Genomic DNA, 15,525 nt, shown 5'->3' with positions numbered 1-15,525 from the left:
GCTCGGGCCCGGCGGCTCGGGCCCGGCGGCTCGGGCCCGGCGGCTCGGGCCCGGCGGCTCGGGCCCGGCGGCTCGGGCCCGGCGGCTTGGGGCTGGCGGCTTAGGGCTGCCGCCTTGGGGCTGGCCGGTTCGCGAAGCGGGCTCGGCCCCGCCGGGCATACAGCGGCCGTGGAACCATTCGGGGCTTGCGGCCCGTGCCCGCGGGCAGCCGGGCGAGGCGCTCGGCCCGGGCCATTCGCGGAACCCGACCGGGCTCCGGTCGCTGCCCGCGGGCCGCCGGCGGCGAGCAGTTTCGGCAACCGCGCGATCCCGGCCTCCCGCCTCGGCGGCGGGCCGGGCAGCCGGGCAAGGCGCTCGACCCGTGGCCGCTCGTGGAGCCCGACCGAGCTCGCGGCCTTTGCCCGCAGGCCGACGGGCGAGGCGCTCGACCTGCGACCATTCGCCGAACCCGACCGGGCTCGCGACCGCTGCCCGCGGGCCGCCAACGGCGAGCAACCTCGGCAACCGCGCATACCCGGCCTCGCACCTCGGCGGTAGGCCGGGCGGCCGGGCGAGGCGCTCGGCCCGCGACCGCTCGTGGAACCCGACCGGGCTCGCGGCCTGTTCCCGCAGTCCGACCGGGCTCGCGGCCGCTGCCCGCGGGCCGCTGGCGGCGAGCAGCCTCGGCAATCGCGCGATCCCGGCCTCCCGCCCGGGCAGCAGGCCGGGCAGCCGGGCGAGACCGTCGCCCCGCGACCGCTCTCGGAGCCCGGCTCCGCCGGACCTCGCGCGCGGGGTGTCAGCCCGCGCGGCGGTGCGTCCAGCCGCGGCGGCGGAGTTCGTCGCCGGTGAGGGTGAGTGGGCGGCCCAGGTGGTCGGTGCCCACCCAGCGCAGGGTCCCGGCCCCCGCCTCGAGGACGTACGGGCGGCCCTGGCTCCACACGACGGAGCAGGGGGCGGTCGGAAGCGGATCCGTCTCGGTCTCGGTGCTCAACACGACTGTGGTGTCGCGCGAGGCGGGCGAAGTGTTAGCCGCCTGCCAACTATTCACCCGGCCGGTGGATCATCGTCCACAGTGGAGCCTCGCCGGGCGCGTCCTGCCTGCGATTTCGCCGAAGCCACGGTACTTTCCCGCCGAGGAGGCAACCACTGATGACCGCACCCCGCCGCGTCCTGCCGCTGCTGCTCCTGTCCGCCGGCGTCCTGGCCGGCTGCTCCGCCACGCCCGGCGTCGCACCCCAGACGAGCGTCCCCGCGAGTGCCCCCGCGAGCGTCCCGGCGAGCACGGCCACCCCCGCGCCGAGCACGTCGCCCACCACGACCGGGGCACGCGCGGACGGCTGCGGCACCGTGCCGGCCGCGAGCGGCCTGACCCTGCAGGTCATGGAGACCTCGACGAGCAGCCTGAGCTGCGGTCAGGCCACCGACCTGGTGACCCGGTTCCAGCGGGCGATCGCCGGGCGGCAGCCCGCCGGGTCGGGCCGTCCGGTGAGCGAGACCGTCGACGGCTGGCTGTGCGTCTCCGGCCCGCCCGCGTCCCAGGGCGGCACCACGTGCAGCCGCGGCGAGGACACCGTCTTCGCCCGCGTCACCGAAGCGGAGTAGCCGCCCCCGGCCGCGAACCGGGGGCGGCCCGCGCTCAGCCCTTCAACCCCGGGAAGTCGTCCTCGCGGAACTCGCCGGCCGGACGGGAGTCCGGCGCGGCCTGTTCCTTGCCGCGCAGCTCGACGCGGCGGATCTTGCCCGAGATCGTCTTCGGCAGCTCGGCGAACTCCAGCCGCCGGATCCGCTTGTACGGCGCCAGGTGCTCCCGGCAGAACGCCAGGATGCTCTCCGCCGTGGCCGCGTCCGGCTCGTGCCCGGCCGCGAGCACCACGTAGGCCTTGGGCACCGCGAGCCGGATCGGGTCCGGCGCGGGCACCACCGCGGCCTCGGCGACCGCCTCGTGTTCGAGCAGCACGCTTTCCAGCTCGAACGGCGAGATGCGGTAGTCCGACGCCTTGAACACGTCGTCGGTGCGGCCGACGTAGGTGATGTAGCCGCGCGCGTCGACCGAGCCGACGTCGCCGGTGTGGTAGTAGCCGCCGCGGAACGCCTCCGCGGTCCGCTCCTCGTCGTCGGCGTAACCGACCATCAGCCCCACCGGCCGCTCGGTCAGGTCGAGGCAGATCTCGCCCTCCTCGGCTGGCTGCCCGCTCACCGGGTCGACCAGCACGACCTTGAACCCGGGCACCGGGCGGCCCATCGACCCGGACTTGACCTCCTGGCCGGGCGTGTTGGCGATCTGCACGCTGGTCTCGGTCTGCCCGAACCCGTCCCGGATCGTGACGCCCCACGCCTTGCGGACCTGGTCGATCACCTCCGGGTTGAGCGGCTCGCCCGCGCCGACCACCTTGACCGGCGGCGTCTCCAGCGCGCCGAGGTCGGCCTGGATCAGCATCCGCCACACCGTCGGCGGCGCGCAGAAGCTCGTGATCCCGCACCGCTGCATCTGCGCCATCAGCGCGCCGGCGTCGAAGCGCGTGTAGTTGAACAGGAACACCGTCGCCTCGGCGTTCCACGGCGCGAACACGTTGCTCCACGCGTGCTTCGCCCAGCCGGGCGAGGAGATGTTCAGGTGCACGTCGCCGGGTTCGAGCCCGATCCAGTACATCGTGGACAGGTGCCCGACCGGGTAGGACACGTGCGTGTGCTGCACCAGCTTCGGCTTGGCCGTGGTGCCGGAGGTGAAGTACAGCAGCAGCGGGTCGGTCGCGGCGGTCGGTGCGTCCGGCGTGAACGATTCCTCCGCGGAATAGGCGTCGGCGAAGGAGTGCCAGCCCTCGGCCCGCTCCCCCACCGCGATGCGGGTGTAGTCGCCGGCGACCTCGGCGAACTTCTCGACGTCCGCCGACCGGACCACGACGTGCCGCGCGTTGCCGCGGTCCACGCGGTCGCGCAGGTCGGCCGCGCCGAGCAGGGTGGACGCCGGGATGATCACCGCGCCGAGCTTGATCGCGGCGAGGATCGTCTCCCACAGCTCGACCTGGTTGCCGAGCATGAGGATCAGGCGGTCGCCGCGGCGGACGCCGAGGCCGCGCAGCCAGTTCGCGACCTGGCTGGAGCGGCGGGACATCTCCGGGTAGGTCCAGCAGCCCTCGCCGCCGTCCTCCTCGACGATCCACAGCGCGTACTTCTCCGCGTTGGCCGGATCTGCGGCGACCACGTCGAACCAGTCCAGCGCCCAGTTGAACTCGTCCAGTTCCGGCCAGGCGAACTCGCGGTAGGCGGTGTCGTAGTCCTCGCGGTGCGCGAGCAGGAAGTCGCGCGCCTCGCGGAACTGCTGGTGAGCGGCGTTGCTCATGGCCTTGCTCCTCACTCGCCGGTGAACTCGGGCGCCCGGCGCTCCATGAACGCCCGCACCGCTTCCTGGATGTCCTTGCTGGGCAGGAAGGCCGCGTTCCAGGTGGAGACGTAACGCAGCCCGTCGCTGACCTGCCGCTCGGTGTTGAGCGAGAGCACCTCCTTGACGCCCTGCACGACCAGCGGCGGGTTGGCGGCGATCTCGCGAGCCAGCTCGTCGGCCGCGGCCAGCACGGCGTCCTGGTCGGCGTACACGTCGTTGACCAGCCCGATCCGCTCCGCGCGCGCGGCGTCGATGTCCTTGCCGGTCAGGGCGAGCTCACGCAGGTGGCCCTCGCCGATGATCCCGGCCAGCCGCTGCAGGCTGCCCAGGTCCGCCACGATCGCGACCTTCGCCTCGCGCACGCTGAACTTCGCGTCCGCGCTGGCCAGCCGCACGTCCGCGGCCGCGATCACGTCGACGCCGCCGCCGATGCACCAGCCGGACACGGCGGCGATCACCGGGGTGCGGCACTCCGCCACGGCGGTGACGCTGTCCTGCAGGACCCGGATCTCGCGGAGGAACTCGGTGCGCGGGCCGGCCAGGGCGTCGCCGGCGAGCAGCGGCGCCCAGCCGCCCATCATCGCGGGCAGGTCGAGGCCGTAGGAGAAGTTCTTCCCGCTGCCGGTCAGCACGATCGCCCGTACTGCGGGATCGGCGTCCAGGGTGCGGAACACGATCGGCAGCTCGCGCCAGAAGTCCGGGCCCATCGCGTTGCCCTTGCCCGGCCCGAGCAGGGTCACGCGGGCGACCGGCCCGGTTCGCTCGACGGCGAGCGAGACCAGGTCCGGGAGCTTGTCGGCGGTGTCAGTCATGCGGCCATCTTGACGCATCCGGACACGATCCCGCGCACAAGCCTGTGCGGGGACGCCCGGCGGGTGGTTTCCTGATCGTCATGCTGACCCGTCCCCTGGAGACCACCGGACTGGCCGCCGCGTTCACCTTCGAGGGCCACCGCCTCTGCTACACCGAGTTCGGCACCGGCGACCGCGTGGTCGTGCTCGCCCACGGCCTGATGTTCACCCGGCGGATGCACGCGCCGCTGGCGCGAGGGCTGGCCGCCGAGGGGTTCCGGGTCGTCACGCTGGACCTGCTCGGGCACGGCGACTCCGACCGGCCGAGCGAGTCGTGGCACTACTCGATCCCGGCGTTCGGCGACCAGGTGCTGGCGCTGCTGGACCACCTGGACGTGGACCGGGCCGTGGTCGGCGGGACGTCGCTCGGCGCGAACGTTGCGCTGGAGGCGGCGGTCAAGGCGCCGGAGCGGCTGCGCGGGGTCGTGGTGGAGATGCCGGTGCTGGACAACGCGATCGTCGCCGGGCTGCTGGCGTTCACACCGCTGCTGTTCGCGGCGCGGTTCGTGCCGTTCGGGGTGCAGGCGGTGGCGAAGGTGGCCGGCCTGGTGCCGCAGGGCAGCCAGTGGGTGGACGTCGTCACCGACACGCTCGACCAGCGCCCGGCGTCGATGGCGGCGCTGCTGCACGGCGTGTTCTTCGGCCGGATCGCGCCGCCGCGGTCGGTGCGCAAGCGGATCGAGGTGCCCGCGCTGGTGATCGGGCACCAGCGCGACCCGGTTCACCCGTTCGGCGATGCCGACACGCTGGCCGCCGACCTGCCCGCGGCGGAGTTCGTGCAGGCGCGCAGCCCGGTCGAGCTGCGGTTCGACCCGCAGCGGCTGACCGCGGCGATCCTCGACTTCGTGCGGCGCTGCTACCGGAGCTGATCCGGCAGCAGGCCGGCGACCGGGCCGATCACGATCACCGCGGGCGGGCGCACCCCGGCGGCCTTGGCGTCCTCGGCCGCGGTGGCCAGGGTGAAGCGGTGCACCCGCTGGGTCGGCATGGTGCCGTTCTCCACGACCGCGACCGGCGTGTCGCCGGGGCGGCCGCCGTCGAGCAGCGCGGCGGCGAACTGGCCGAGCCGTTCCACACCCATCATCAGCACGATCGTGCCGCGCAGCTTCGCCAGGGCCGACCAGTCGGTCAGGGAGTTCTCGTGGTCCGGCGCGACGTGCCCGGACACCACGACGACCTCGTGGGCGACCCCGCGGTGGGTGACCGGCACCCCGGCCGCCGCGGGACCGGCGATCGAGCTGGTGATGCCCGGCACCACGGTCACCGGCACGCCCGCCTCGGCGCACGCGAGCAGCTCCTCGAAGCCGCGGCCGAACACGTACGGGTCGCCGCCCTTGAGGCGGACCACGAACTTGCCCGCCTTGGCGTGCTCGATCAGGGTGGCGTTGATGAAGTCCTGGCTGGCGGCGCGGCCGTAGGGGATCTTGGCAGCGTCCACGACCTCGACGTCCGGGTGCAGCTCGTCGAGCAGCTCGCGCGGGGCCAGCCGGTCGGCGACCACGACGTCGGCGCGGGCCAGCAGCCTGCGGCCCTTGACGGTGATCAGCTCCGGGTCGCCTGGGCCGCCGCCGACGAGCGCCACGCCGGGCAGCTCGGCGGCGTCGGGCGGGGTGATGTCGTCGGCGATCGCGCCGGTGTGCAGGGCCTCGACGATGTTGTCGCGCACCGCGGCCGAGCGCAGCGGCTGGCCGCCGGAGAGGACGCCCACGACCAGCCCCTCGTGGCGGCCGACCGCGGCGGTCACGGCGGTGCCCTCGATGCCGGCGTCGGCGCGCACGCAGAAGATGCGGCGGCGCTCGGCCTCCGCGCACACCGCGGCGTTCACTTCGGGGTCGTCAGTGCAGGCCAGGACGTACCAGGCGCCGTCGAGGTCGCCGTCGGCGTAGCGGCGCTGGTGCCAGACCACCTCGCCGGCGTCGATCATGCCGCCGACGGCCGGGGTGGTGGACGGCGAGATCAGCTCGACCGCGGCGCCGGCGCTGATCAGGCGGGGCAGTCTGCGCTGGGCGACGGTGCCGCCGCCGACGAGCACCACGCGCCGCCCGGCGAGGTCGAGGCCGACGAGGTAGTGCTGGTCTTCAGGCATGCGGACAAGCATGCCTGCTGGGTGCCGCGAAAACACCTCAGGGTTGCAGGAGTGTGAGCAACTCCGTATTGCCGAACATGCGCGCGGTGTCCACGGCCGACGGGGTGCCCGCCGCCGGGTCGGCGCCTCCCGCCAGCAGCGCCTTGACGACGTCCGGGTCGTTCTTGAACACCGCGCCCGCCAGCGGGCTCTGGCCCTGGTCGTTGAGCCGGTTCGGGTCGGCGCCCCGGTCGAGCAGCGCCTTGACCGTCCCGGCGTGGCCGTGGTAGGCGGCCAGCATCACGAGCGTGTCGCCGCGGTCGTTGGTCAGGTTGACCGCGATGCCGGCGTCGACGTAGGCCGCCAGCGTCTCCGTCTGCCCCTCCCGGGCCATCTGGAACACCCGGCTCCACAGCTCGATCATCTCGTCGGACGGCTCGCTCATGACATCGAGCCTAGTGCGGGCCGTCCGGCCGGACGGCCCGCACTAGGTCAGCGCGCCGACGAGGGGTACGGCAGCAGGGCCATCTCGCGCGCGTTCTTGATGGCCTGGGCCACCTGCTTCTGCTGCGTGGGCGACAGGCCCGTCACCCGGCGGGCGCGGATCTTGCCGCGGTCGGAGATGAACTTGCGCAGCAGGTCCACGTCCTTCCAGTCCACAACGGACACGTCCGCCTCGGCGAGCAGGTTGCGGCGACGGCGGCCGGGCCGGTCCTTGACGTACTTGGGCACGGCGCTTACCAGCTCGACTTCGACACGCCGGGCAGCTCGCCGCGGTGGGCCATCTCGCGCAGCCGCACCCGGGACAGCCCGAACTTGCGGAAGTAGCCACGCGGGCGGCCGTCCGCGGTGTCGCGGTTGCGCAGCCGCGTGGGGCTGGAGTCGCGGGGCAGCTTCTGCAGCGCCACCACCGCGGCCGCCCGCTCGTCCGGTGTGGACTTCGGCGAGGACACCACCGCCTTCAGCTCGGCCCGGCGCTCGGCGTAGCGGGCCACGACGGCGCGTCGCTGCTCGTTGCGGGCAATCTTCGACTTCTTCGCCATCAGCGCTCCTCCCGGAACTCGACGTGGCGGCGCACCACCGGGTCGAACTTGCGCAGCACCATCCGGTCCGGGTCGTTGCGCCGGTTCTTCCTCGTAACGTAGGTGTAGCCGGTCCCCGCGGTCGAGCGGAGCTTGATGATCGGCCGGACGTCGTTGCGGGCCACTACAGCTTCACCCCCTTGGCGCGCAGTTCGGCCACCACGGCGTCGATCCCGCGCTTGTCGATCGTCTTGATGCCCTTCGCCGAGACCCGCAGCGTGACCCAGCGGCCCTCGGACGGCACCCAGTAGCGCCGCCGCTGGACGTTCGGGTCCCACCGCCGCGAGGTCCGCCGGTGCGAATGGGACACCTGCTTGCCGAAGCCCGGCTTGCGGCCGGTGACCTGGCAGACCGCCGACATCCACCCTCCCTAGTTGGTATCGATTTTCATTATCACCTACTCTACAACGCGTGGATCCCGAAACGACCGGCACCACCCGGGTGCCCCTCACCCTGATCAGCGGCCTCGTCCCGGCCGCCACCGCGGACCTCGCCGAACAGGCCCGCGCGGCCCGGCCCGGCACCGCGGTCGTGCACCACGACCTGCGCGAGATCCGCGGCGGCGTCGTGCGGCGGCGGCTGCGGCTGGGCGACCGCGACGAGACGACCGTCCTGGAACTCGCGCACGGCTGCGTGTCCTGCACCCTGCGGGAGGACCTGCTCCCGCTGCTGCGCCGCCTCGCCGGCACGCCCGGCGTGCGGCACATCGTGGTGCGGCTGGACGAGGCGATGGAGCCGGAACCGGTCTGCTGGGCGATCCGGCACGTCCTCGTCGGCGACCGGCCGGTGAGCGACTTCGTGGCGATCGACGGCGTGCACACGGTGCTGGACCGCGGCTCCTGGCTGGCCGACGCGATTGGCGACGACACCCTGGAGGAGCGCGGGCTGCAGGCCAGTCAGGACGACGAGCGCACGGTCGCGCAGGTCGCGTTGTCCCAGGCCGAGTTCGCCGACGTGCTCGTGCTGACCGGCACGGCCGACGCCTGGACCGACGCGAAGACCGCGGCCGTCCTCGACCGGGTCGCCCCGGCGGCCCTGCGCACCTCGCGCCTGGCCGACGTGCCCCCGGACGCGCGGCGCGGCGAGGTGACCGACATGCACGGCCCGCTGCTGCACGGCGAGCCGCCGCTTGGCGCGGACTGCGGCGTGGCGACGCTGCTGTTCACCGCGCAGCGCCCGTTCCACCCGGAACGCCTCCACGACGCGCTGGACGTGCTGCTCGACGGGGTGGTGCGGACCCGGGGCCGGGTGTGGGTGGCCAGCCAGCCGGACATGGCGCTGTGGCTGGAGTCCGCGGGCGGCGGCCTCGGGGTCGGGCACGCCGGGCCGTGGCTGGACGCGCCGGACGGTCCGGCGTGGACGGACGTGTCGCCGGAGCGGCGGACGCTGGCGTCCCTGCGCTGGCACCCGGTGTTCGGCGACCGGGCCTCGGAGATCTTCGTCGTCACCGATCAGGCCACGCCGGCCGAGATCGAGGAAGCCCTGTCCGGCGCGCTGCTCACCGACGCCGAGCTCGCGGCCGGGCAGCGGGAGTGGCTGACCTACGACGACCCGTTCGGCGCCTGGCACGAGGAGCCGTGCGAAGAAACCGACGAGACGCAGGACGTGAACGTCACGTCCGGAACGGAGAAGCAGTGAAACCCGGCATCCACCCCGACTACCACCCGGTGGTGTTCCAGGACACCGCGACCGGGGACGCGTTCCTTACGCGCTCGACGATCACCTCGGACAAGACGATCGAGTGGAGCGACGGCAACACCTACCCGCTCGTGCTCGTCGACGTCAGCGCGTGGTCGCACCCGTTCTGGACGGGCGCGCGCCGGATCATGGACACCGCGGGCCAGGTGGAGAAGTTCCACCGCCGTTACGGAAGGCGGAAGTGATGGCCGTTCCCAAGCGCAAGATGTCCCGCAGCAACACCCGCCACCGCCGCGCCCAGTGGAAGGCCGTGAAGCCGGACCTGGTGCCGGTGGTGATCGACGGCAAGGAGCAGCTCGTGCCGCGCAAGCTGCTCGGGCACTTCCACCGGCTGGCACGGTGACGCTCCCGGTCACCGTCCTGTCCGGGTTCCTCGGCGCGGGCAAGACGACGCTGCTCAACCACGTGCTGGGCAACACCGAAGGCACGCGGGTGGCGGTGATCGTCAACGACATGAGCGAGGTCAACATCGACGCCGCGCTCGTCCGCACGCGAGAGCGCCTGGTCGAGATGACCAACGGGTGCATCTGCTGCACCCTGCGGGACGACCTGCTGGAGGAGGTGGGCCGGCTCTGCGACGAGGGCCGGTTCGACCACGTGCTGATCGAGTCGAGCGGGATCTCCGAGCCGATGCCGGTCGCGGCGACGTTCACGTTCCTGCCGCGGGCGCGGCTGGACACCATGGTGACGGTGGTGGACGCGCTGAACTTCGCCCGCGAGCTGGACGCCGGGGACGGCCTGGCCGAGCGGTCGCTGGACCAGTACGAGGGCGACGAGCGGACCGTCAGCGACCTGCTGATCGACCAGGTCGAGTTCGCCGACGTGCTGCTGCTGAACAAGACCGACCTCGTCGGCGACGACGACCTGGTCCGGCTGGAGGCGCTGCTACGGCGGCTCAACCCGGCGGCGAAGGTGATCCGCGCCAGCTTCGGGAAGGTGCCGGTGCGGGAGGTGCTCGGGACCGGCCGCTACGACCTGGAGCGGGCCCAGCAGGCGCCCGGCTGGGTGGCGGAGCTGAACGGCGACCACGTGCCGGAGACCGAGGAGTACGGCATTTCCAGCGTCGTGTTCCGGGCCGCGCGGCCGTTCGCGCCGGAGCGGCTGTGGTCGTTCGTGACGCGGGAGCTGGACTCCGGCCGGTTCGGGAAGGTGCTGCGCTCCAAGGGGTTCTTCGCGCTCGCGTCCCGTCCCGGGGTGGTGGGTCTGTGGTCGCAGGCCGGGTCGGTGGCGCGGTTCGAACCGCAGGGCAGCGGGCCGGCGCGGCAGGAGCTGGTGTTCATCGGGACGGGCCTGGACCACACGGCGCTGAGAGCGGCGCTGGAGAGCTGCCTCGGCGAGGAAGCCGGCCCGGACCCGTTCCCCGCGTGGGAACTGCACGACCACGCGGCGCACTAGCCCGGCCGGTACAGCATCCCGAGGAACTCGCGCAGCAGCCGTTCCCGCAGGGCCGGGGCAGCGGCGCCGAGCAGGGCGTTGATCCCGGCCATCCGGTCCGGCAGCCCCGCGCCGCCGCCCATGCCCGCGGCGGTGAGCAGGCCCTCGAACTGCTCGCCGGTCAGCGTGTCCGGGTCCAGCGCGGCGACGAACGCGGCCACGTTCTCGTCCACCGCCACCGGCCCGGCCTCCCGGGCGGCGGCGACCGAGGCGGCGAGGTCGGCGAGGAACCCGGCCTCGCCGCCCCGGTTCGCGGCAGTGACCGTGAGGTGCAGGTTCACCGGCGAGGACCCGTGCGCGAACTGCGGCTGCACGTACCAGCCGCGGACCCGCATCTCGTCGGCGACCGTGAACAGGTCGATGCCGTCGTCGTCGGCGGTGAGCGCGATCAGGGTCGAGTCCGGTTCGGCGAGCAGCCGCAGCCCGTCGATGCTCCGGATGCCCTCGGCGATGGCCGTCACCGCGGCCAGGGTCTGCCGGGCGAGTTCGGAGTAGCCGTCGTCGCCGAGGTGCTGCACCACGGCCCACGCGGCGGCGAGCGGCCCGCCCGAGCGGGTGGACTGGATGGTGCTGTTGAGCATCGTGTAGCCGGGCCAGTCGGCGCTGGCGAAGTAGTGCCCGCGCCGCAGCTCCGCGTCGGCGTGCAGCAGCACCGACACGCCCTTGGGGCAGTAGGCGTACTTGTGCAGGTCGACCGAGACGCTGGTGACGCCCTCGACGCCGAACCCGAACTCGGGCACCGGCCTGCCGAGACGGCGGAAGTACGGCAGGACCCAGCCGCCGATGCAGGCGTCCACGTGCATCCGCACCCCGCGCCCGGCGGCCGCGGCGGCGATCGGCGCGACCGGGTCGATCACGCCATGTGCGTAGGACGGGGCGCTGGCGACCACGAGCACCGTCGTGTCGTCGATCGCGGCGGCCATGGCGTCGGCGTCGGCGCGGAAGGTGACCGGGTCGACCGGCACGACGACCGGCCGCACCCGGAACAGGTGCGCGGCCTTGTGGAACGCGGCGTGCGCGGTCGAGGGCAGCACCACGCTCGGCTCGGCGACGCCGGGGCGGCCCTCGCGCGCGGCGAGCACCGCGAGCAGGCACGACTCGGTGCCGCCGGAGGTCACCGCCCCGACCGTGGACGGCGTGCCGCCCACCAGGCGCGCGGTGGCGGCGACCAGGTCGTTTTCCAGGCGGCGCAGGCTGGGGAACGCGGTCGGGTCGAGGCCGTTGGCGGAGGAGGCGAGCGCGTGCGCCTGCGCGGCCAGTTCGTCCACACCGGACAGTCCGCTGTCGTAGACGTAGGCCAGGGTGCGGCCGCCGTGGGTGGGCAGGTCACCGGCCCGCAGCTCCCGCAGCTCGGCGAGCACCTCGCGGGCGGGCCTCATCGCGGCTCCAGGATCGAGCGGCGCAGCAGCGGCAGGCCCGCCAGCACGAGGATCCCGGGCAGCAGCGCGAACCCGAGCAGGATCGCGGTGACCGCGCTGCCCGGCTGCGCCGCGGAGGCGTCCACACTGGACACGTACCCGCCCGCGGTCAGCACCAGCCCGAACAGGCCCGGTCCCAGCGCCAGGCCGAGCGTCTCCGACGCGGTCCACACGCCGGCGGTGATGCCGGCCCTGGTGGCGCCGGTGCGCTCCTCCTCGGCGCTGATCAGGTCGGGCAGGATCGCCAGCGGGAACACCTGGATCCCGGCGTAGCCGACCCCGGCGAGCGCGACGAACACGAACGACACGCCGACCGGCAGCACCAGCGCCGCGCACAGGCCCGCGCACGCGACGCCGAAGGCGATGCAGGCGAACCGGAAGCCCGTCAGCTTGCCCCAGCGCGCGCCGATGCGCGGCCACAGCGGCATGGTGACCAGTGCGGGCAGCACGAACCCGACGAACAGGTACGTCTGCAGGTCCGCGTCGCCGAACACGTACCGGGACGCGTAGTTGACCCCGGCCAGCAGGGTGGCCAGGCCGAGCGACTGGACGAAGTAGACGCCCAGCAGCCACCGGAAGGCGCGCCACTGGCGCATCGTGGCGAGCAGCTCGCGCCAGCCGGGCGTCGGCGGGCGCAGGTTGCCCACCGGCGCGCCGCGGGTGCCGAGGAACACCGCGATGGTGCCGAGCACCATGATCGCGCCCATCACGATCCCCATGACGCGGTAGCCGCTGACGCCGCCGACCTGGTTGGTGATCTCGGGGGCGCCGCCGCCGGAGACCAGGATCGCGATCGCGAGCAGGCCGATGCGCCAGCTGGTCAGGCGGGTGCGCTCGTGGTAGTTGTCCGTCAGCTCGGCGGGCAGCGCGTTGTAGGGCACCTGGAAGAAGGCGAACGCGGTAGCGCAGAGGAAGAACGCGAGCACCACGTACCCGGCGTCCAGCGGGGTGCTGCCGAAGCCGGGGTGGGCGAAGATCGCGGCGAACAGCACCGCGACGCCGAGCCCGCCGAACAGCAGGAACGGGCGCCTGCTCCCCCGGCGGTTCAGGCTGGCGTCGGACAGCCGCCCGGCGACCGGGTTGAACAGCACGTCCCACGCCTTGGGCACGAGCACGATGGCCCCGGCGACCGCACCCGGCACCGCCATCGTGTCGGTGAGGTAGGGCAACAGCAGCAGCCCGGGCACCGTGCCGAACGCGCCGGTGACGAACGACCCGGCGGAGTAGCCGAGCCTGGTCTTGGCCGGTAGGGCGACCATGGTCCTCCGATCTGCACCCGGTGATCGCCCGCATCGTGTCATCGATCACGGCCCGGGGAGCGCCCGGGGCGCGAATTCGTCATGAGACGACGAACGCCCGGGAGGCGCCGGTGAAGGGCGTGATCGCGCCGTCGAGGGACTTCGCGTCGCCGGAGTGGACCACGCGGTACTTGCCGACCGGGGTGTCCGGCGGGATGTCCCAGGTGATCGTCGCCGTGGACTCGGCCAGGAAGGTGCGCCGCCACCGGTACTTGGTGGCCCAGTCGCCGTCGTCGGCGTGGCGGACCCAGGTGCCCCCGTCCAGGCGCTGGACCTCCAGGAACGTCCCGTTCCGGTGCAGGTCGTTCTTCGGGTGGCCGGTGACGAACTCGACCAGCACCTGCTCGCCCCGGCGGTAGCTGCTCCGCGGCTCAGTGAGCACGTCGCCGAACCGCTTGAGCAGCGGCGGCGAGTCCACCACCACGCCGGGCTGGAAGTTGAGCTGGTCGCCGGACAGGTCGCGCGGCTGCGGCCCGGGCGGGACGCTCGCCCCGTCCCGCATCGCGGCCGCGAGCCGGGCGAACTCCTGCTGGTATGCGGGCAGCGTGTAGCGGCCGAAGAGCGTGGACGCGCCCTCGTACTGCTGCGAGTCGTACTCCTCGGGGGTCGTGACGTACTGGCTGTAGGCGTTGGCGTAGCCCTGCATGATCACGTTCTCCAGCGGCACGCCCAGCTCGGCGGCGACGGTGCGGCGGACGCGCAGCCCGGCGACGATCGTGTACTCGGCCGGCCCGGCGACGAGGTGGAGCTGCCCGAGCCGCAGGATCTGCAGCGGCAGCACCTCCGGGGCCCACGGGTGGGGCTTCATGGCGCCGAACGGCACCGCGATCACCTTCGGCGCGTGTGCGTCGGCCAGTGCCTGCGGGATCGGCGCGTCCATGCCGCCGAGCGCGTCGATGAAGGGGTTGCGGACACCCTCGGGCAGCGGGAGCCCGGGGCCGTCCTCGGTGCTGCCGGCGAGCATCGACACGCCGATCGCCGCGGTGGCCGTGGTGCGCTGCCGCCCGTCCGGCGTGTAGCGGCCGTCCACGGTCACGCGGGACATGTCCACGTAGCAGAAGCGGAAGTCGAGCGGCCCGGTGACGGCTGTAGTGGCGTTGTCGAAGGCGGCTTTCGCGGCGGTGAACTGGCGTTCGCCGATGATGCGGGTGTTCTCGAACTCGTCCTCGGTCGGGCCGGAGCCGGGCTTGAGGTTGAGGTTCGGGGACATGTCGCCGGAGTTGGTCTGCGGGAAGCAGGCGACGAACTCCGGTTCGCCGTCGAGGTAGCGGGTGCCGCGGCCGTGTTCCCAGGCGTAGGCGGCGTAGCCCTTGTTGTCGCCGCTGATCAGCTTGTTCGCGTTGGTCATCGAGGTGCCGTGCGTGGCGAACCAGGCGATGGCGCCGACGTCGCGGCCGCCCTGGCGGAAGCGGAGGACCGTGACGGCCGGGTCGATGGCGAGCGGGAAGTGGTCCTTGTCGGCCCGCGGGTTCAGCTCGAAGGCGGTGCGGGAGCGGTTGACGCTGGCGTCGGTGAGCTCGGTCCGGCCGAGGCTGATCGTGCCCGGCGCGAGGTTGCCGTGCGCCTGCTGGATGGCCTCGGTGATGCCGTCGACCTGGGCGTCGTAGGTCTGCCGCTGGAAGCCCAGGATGGACAGGTTGTAGGCGGCGTACCAGGACGACCCGCCGCAGCCCGCGTGCGTGTGGGTGGCGTTGAGCAGCACGTTCTGCTCGGTGTAGAGGTCGCCGTACCGCTCGGCGAGGCGGGCCAGCACCCCTTGGTGCACGGACTGGAACAACGCGCCGACGTCGGCGTTGACGAACACGATCCGGCGGCCACCGGGTTCGGCGACGATGTAGGCGCGGGCGCGGGTGCGCTGGTGGATGCCGGCGGTCTGCTGCTGCGGCATGGAGTAGCCCATCATGCCGCACTCGGCCGCGGGCCCGGTGACGTCGGAGATGCCGACGCCCACGAGATAGCCCTGCTGCGCGGCCGCCTGCGGGGTGGCGAGCACTCCCGCGGCGAGCGGCGCGGCAGCCGCCCCGGCCAGGACGGTCCTGCGGCTCACCGGCATCGGCGGCCTCCCTCCAGACGTGAAGCCCTTTCAGGTTTGACGGAGCCTAGAGGAGTCCGCCCAGCGCTGCCAACCCTCGATCGGGCGGTTCAAACCGCCAAACCCCACCGCCACCCGGCAACGCGAGCCGCCAACCCGCACGAGCCACCCCTCTCCCGCAACCCGATCCCCAGCCAAATCGGTTGCCGAGCCACCAGGTCAAGCCACGCTTTCCCGGCTTGACGCGGTGTCTCGGCAACCGAACACTGAAAGATCGGGGTCG

Annotated in this window: 18 protein-coding genes; 6 read left to right on the top strand and 12 right to left on the bottom strand. The window is 73.2% G+C overall.

What is annotated here, in order from left to right:
• Window positions 1-778: 778 nt before the first annotated feature.
• The gene (locus ABZ215_RS40000; RefSeq protein WP_027935939.1) at window positions 779-976 is read right to left on the bottom strand and encodes a hypothetical protein; all 198 of its coding nucleotides are present in this window, start codon (window positions 974-976) and stop codon (window positions 779-781) included.
• Window positions 977-1,131: 155 nt separating this feature from the next.
• On the opposite strand from ABZ215_RS40000, the gene ABZ215_RS39995 reads away from it, so the two are divergent.
• The gene (locus ABZ215_RS39995; protein WP_354955867.1) at window positions 1,132-1,584 is read left to right on the top strand and encodes a hypothetical protein; all 453 of its coding nucleotides are present in this window, start codon (window positions 1,132-1,134) and stop codon (window positions 1,582-1,584) included.
• Window positions 1,585-1,618: 34 nt separating this feature from the next.
• On the opposite strand, the gene ABZ215_RS39990 is transcribed toward ABZ215_RS39995, so the two are convergent.
• Window positions 1,619-3,322: an AMP-binding protein gene (locus ABZ215_RS39990; protein WP_354955865.1), complete on the bottom strand. Its 1,704-nt coding sequence runs from the start codon at window positions 3,320-3,322 to the stop codon at window positions 1,619-1,621.
• A gap of 11 nt (window positions 3,323-3,333) precedes the next feature.
• Window positions 3,334-4,176: a crotonase/enoyl-CoA hydratase family protein gene (locus tag ABZ215_RS39985; protein WP_020418482.1), complete on the bottom strand. Its 843-nt coding sequence runs from the start codon at window positions 4,174-4,176 to the stop codon at window positions 3,334-3,336.
• 80 nt (window positions 4,177-4,256) lie between these two features.
• Between ABZ215_RS39985 and ABZ215_RS39980 the strand changes: the two genes are divergently transcribed.
• A complete protein-coding gene (locus ABZ215_RS39980) occupies window positions 4,257-5,084 on the top strand; it encodes an alpha/beta hydrolase (protein WP_354955863.1) in 828 nt (275 codons plus the stop codon).
• Here ABZ215_RS39980 and cobA read toward each other — a convergent pair.
• From cobA to rpmB, 6 genes are read right to left on the bottom strand one after another with little or no spacing between them, the layout of a single operon-like run.
• Window positions 5,072-6,301 (bottom strand): uroporphyrinogen-III C-methyltransferase, encoded by a 1,230-nt coding sequence (gene cobA / locus ABZ215_RS39975; protein ID WP_354955861.1) that lies wholly within the window; start codon window positions 6,299-6,301, stop codon window positions 5,072-5,074. The two genes, ABZ215_RS39980 and cobA, sit on opposite strands and share 13 nt — an antisense overlap.
• Window positions 6,302-6,338: 37 nt before the next feature.
• Window positions 6,339-6,725, bottom strand: coding sequence for an ankyrin repeat domain-containing protein (locus ABZ215_RS39970; protein ID WP_354955859.1), 387 nt, complete (start codon window positions 6,723-6,725; stop codon window positions 6,339-6,341).
• A 47-nt stretch (window positions 6,726-6,772) separates the two neighbouring features.
• Entirely contained in the window at window positions 6,773-7,012 is a 240-nt protein-coding gene (rpsR, locus tag ABZ215_RS39965) for a 30S ribosomal protein S18 (RefSeq protein WP_354955857.1), read from the bottom strand.
• A gap of 5 nt (window positions 7,013-7,017) precedes the next feature.
• Complete coding sequence (gene rpsN / locus ABZ215_RS39960; RefSeq protein WP_020418486.1) at window positions 7,018-7,323, bottom strand: 30S ribosomal protein S14; 306 nt, start codon at window positions 7,321-7,323, stop codon at window positions 7,018-7,020.
• Window positions 7,323-7,487, bottom strand: coding sequence for a 50S ribosomal protein L33 (rpmG, locus tag ABZ215_RS39955; protein WP_017988077.1), 165 nt, complete (start codon window positions 7,485-7,487; stop codon window positions 7,323-7,325). The genes rpsN and rpmG overlap by 1 nt, the downstream gene beginning before the upstream one ends.
• Complete coding sequence (gene rpmB, locus ABZ215_RS39950; RefSeq protein WP_020418487.1) at window positions 7,487-7,723, bottom strand: 50S ribosomal protein L28; 237 nt, start codon at window positions 7,721-7,723, stop codon at window positions 7,487-7,489. Before rpmB ends, rpmG begins: the two co-directional genes overlap by 1 nt.
• A gap of 50 nt (window positions 7,724-7,773) precedes the next feature.
• Here rpmB and ABZ215_RS39945 point away from each other — a divergent pair, with 50 nt between their 5' ends.
• The 4 genes from ABZ215_RS39945 to ABZ215_RS39930 are packed head-to-tail and all read left to right on the top strand — an operon-like array spanning window position 7,774 to window position 10,455.
• Window positions 7,774-9,000: a GTP-binding protein gene (locus ABZ215_RS39945; RefSeq protein ID WP_354955855.1), complete on the top strand. Its 1,227-nt coding sequence runs from the start codon at window positions 7,774-7,776 to the stop codon at window positions 8,998-9,000.
• Entirely contained in the window at window positions 8,997-9,245 is a 249-nt protein-coding gene (locus ABZ215_RS39940; protein WP_017988074.1) for a type B 50S ribosomal protein L31, read from the top strand. The genes ABZ215_RS39945 and ABZ215_RS39940 overlap by 4 nt, the downstream gene beginning before the upstream one ends.
• Complete coding sequence (gene rpmF, locus ABZ215_RS39935; RefSeq protein ID WP_020418489.1) at window positions 9,245-9,403, top strand: 50S ribosomal protein L32; 159 nt, start codon at window positions 9,245-9,247, stop codon at window positions 9,401-9,403. The genes ABZ215_RS39940 and rpmF overlap by 1 nt, the downstream gene beginning before the upstream one ends.
• Window positions 9,400-10,455 (top strand): GTP-binding protein, encoded by a 1,056-nt coding sequence (locus tag ABZ215_RS39930; protein ID WP_354955853.1) that lies wholly within the window; start codon window positions 9,400-9,402, stop codon window positions 10,453-10,455. The genes rpmF and ABZ215_RS39930 overlap by 4 nt, the downstream gene beginning before the upstream one ends.
• Here ABZ215_RS39930 and ABZ215_RS39925 read toward each other — a convergent pair.
• From ABZ215_RS39925 to ABZ215_RS39915, 3 genes are all read right to left on the bottom strand, one after another.
• On the bottom strand, window positions 10,452-11,873 hold the full coding sequence (locus ABZ215_RS39925; RefSeq protein WP_354955851.1) for an aminotransferase class V-fold PLP-dependent enzyme: 1,422 nt from the start codon (window positions 11,871-11,873) through the stop codon (window positions 10,452-10,454). The two genes, ABZ215_RS39930 and ABZ215_RS39925, sit on opposite strands and share 4 nt — an antisense overlap.
• Window positions 11,870-13,171, bottom strand: a complete 1,302-nt coding sequence (locus ABZ215_RS39920) for an MFS transporter (RefSeq protein ID WP_020418492.1) — start codon at window positions 13,169-13,171, stop codon at window positions 11,870-11,872. Before ABZ215_RS39920 ends, ABZ215_RS39925 begins: the two co-directional genes overlap by 4 nt.
• 79 nt (window positions 13,172-13,250) lie before the next feature.
• Window positions 13,251-15,263, bottom strand: coding sequence for a neutral/alkaline ceramidase (locus tag ABZ215_RS39915; RefSeq protein ID WP_354955849.1), 2,013 nt, complete (start codon window positions 15,261-15,263; stop codon window positions 13,251-13,253).
• Between the last annotated feature and the right edge of the window lie 262 nt (window positions 15,264-15,525).

The sequence above is a fragment of the Amycolatopsis sp. NPDC006131 genome, assembly GCF_040614175.1.
Lineage (GTDB): Bacteria > Actinomycetota > Actinomycetes > Mycobacteriales > Pseudonocardiaceae > Amycolatopsis_E > Amycolatopsis_E tucumanensis.
The sequence above is the reverse complement of the archived record's forward strand: the minus strand, read 5'-3'. Positions and strand labels throughout refer to the sequence as shown.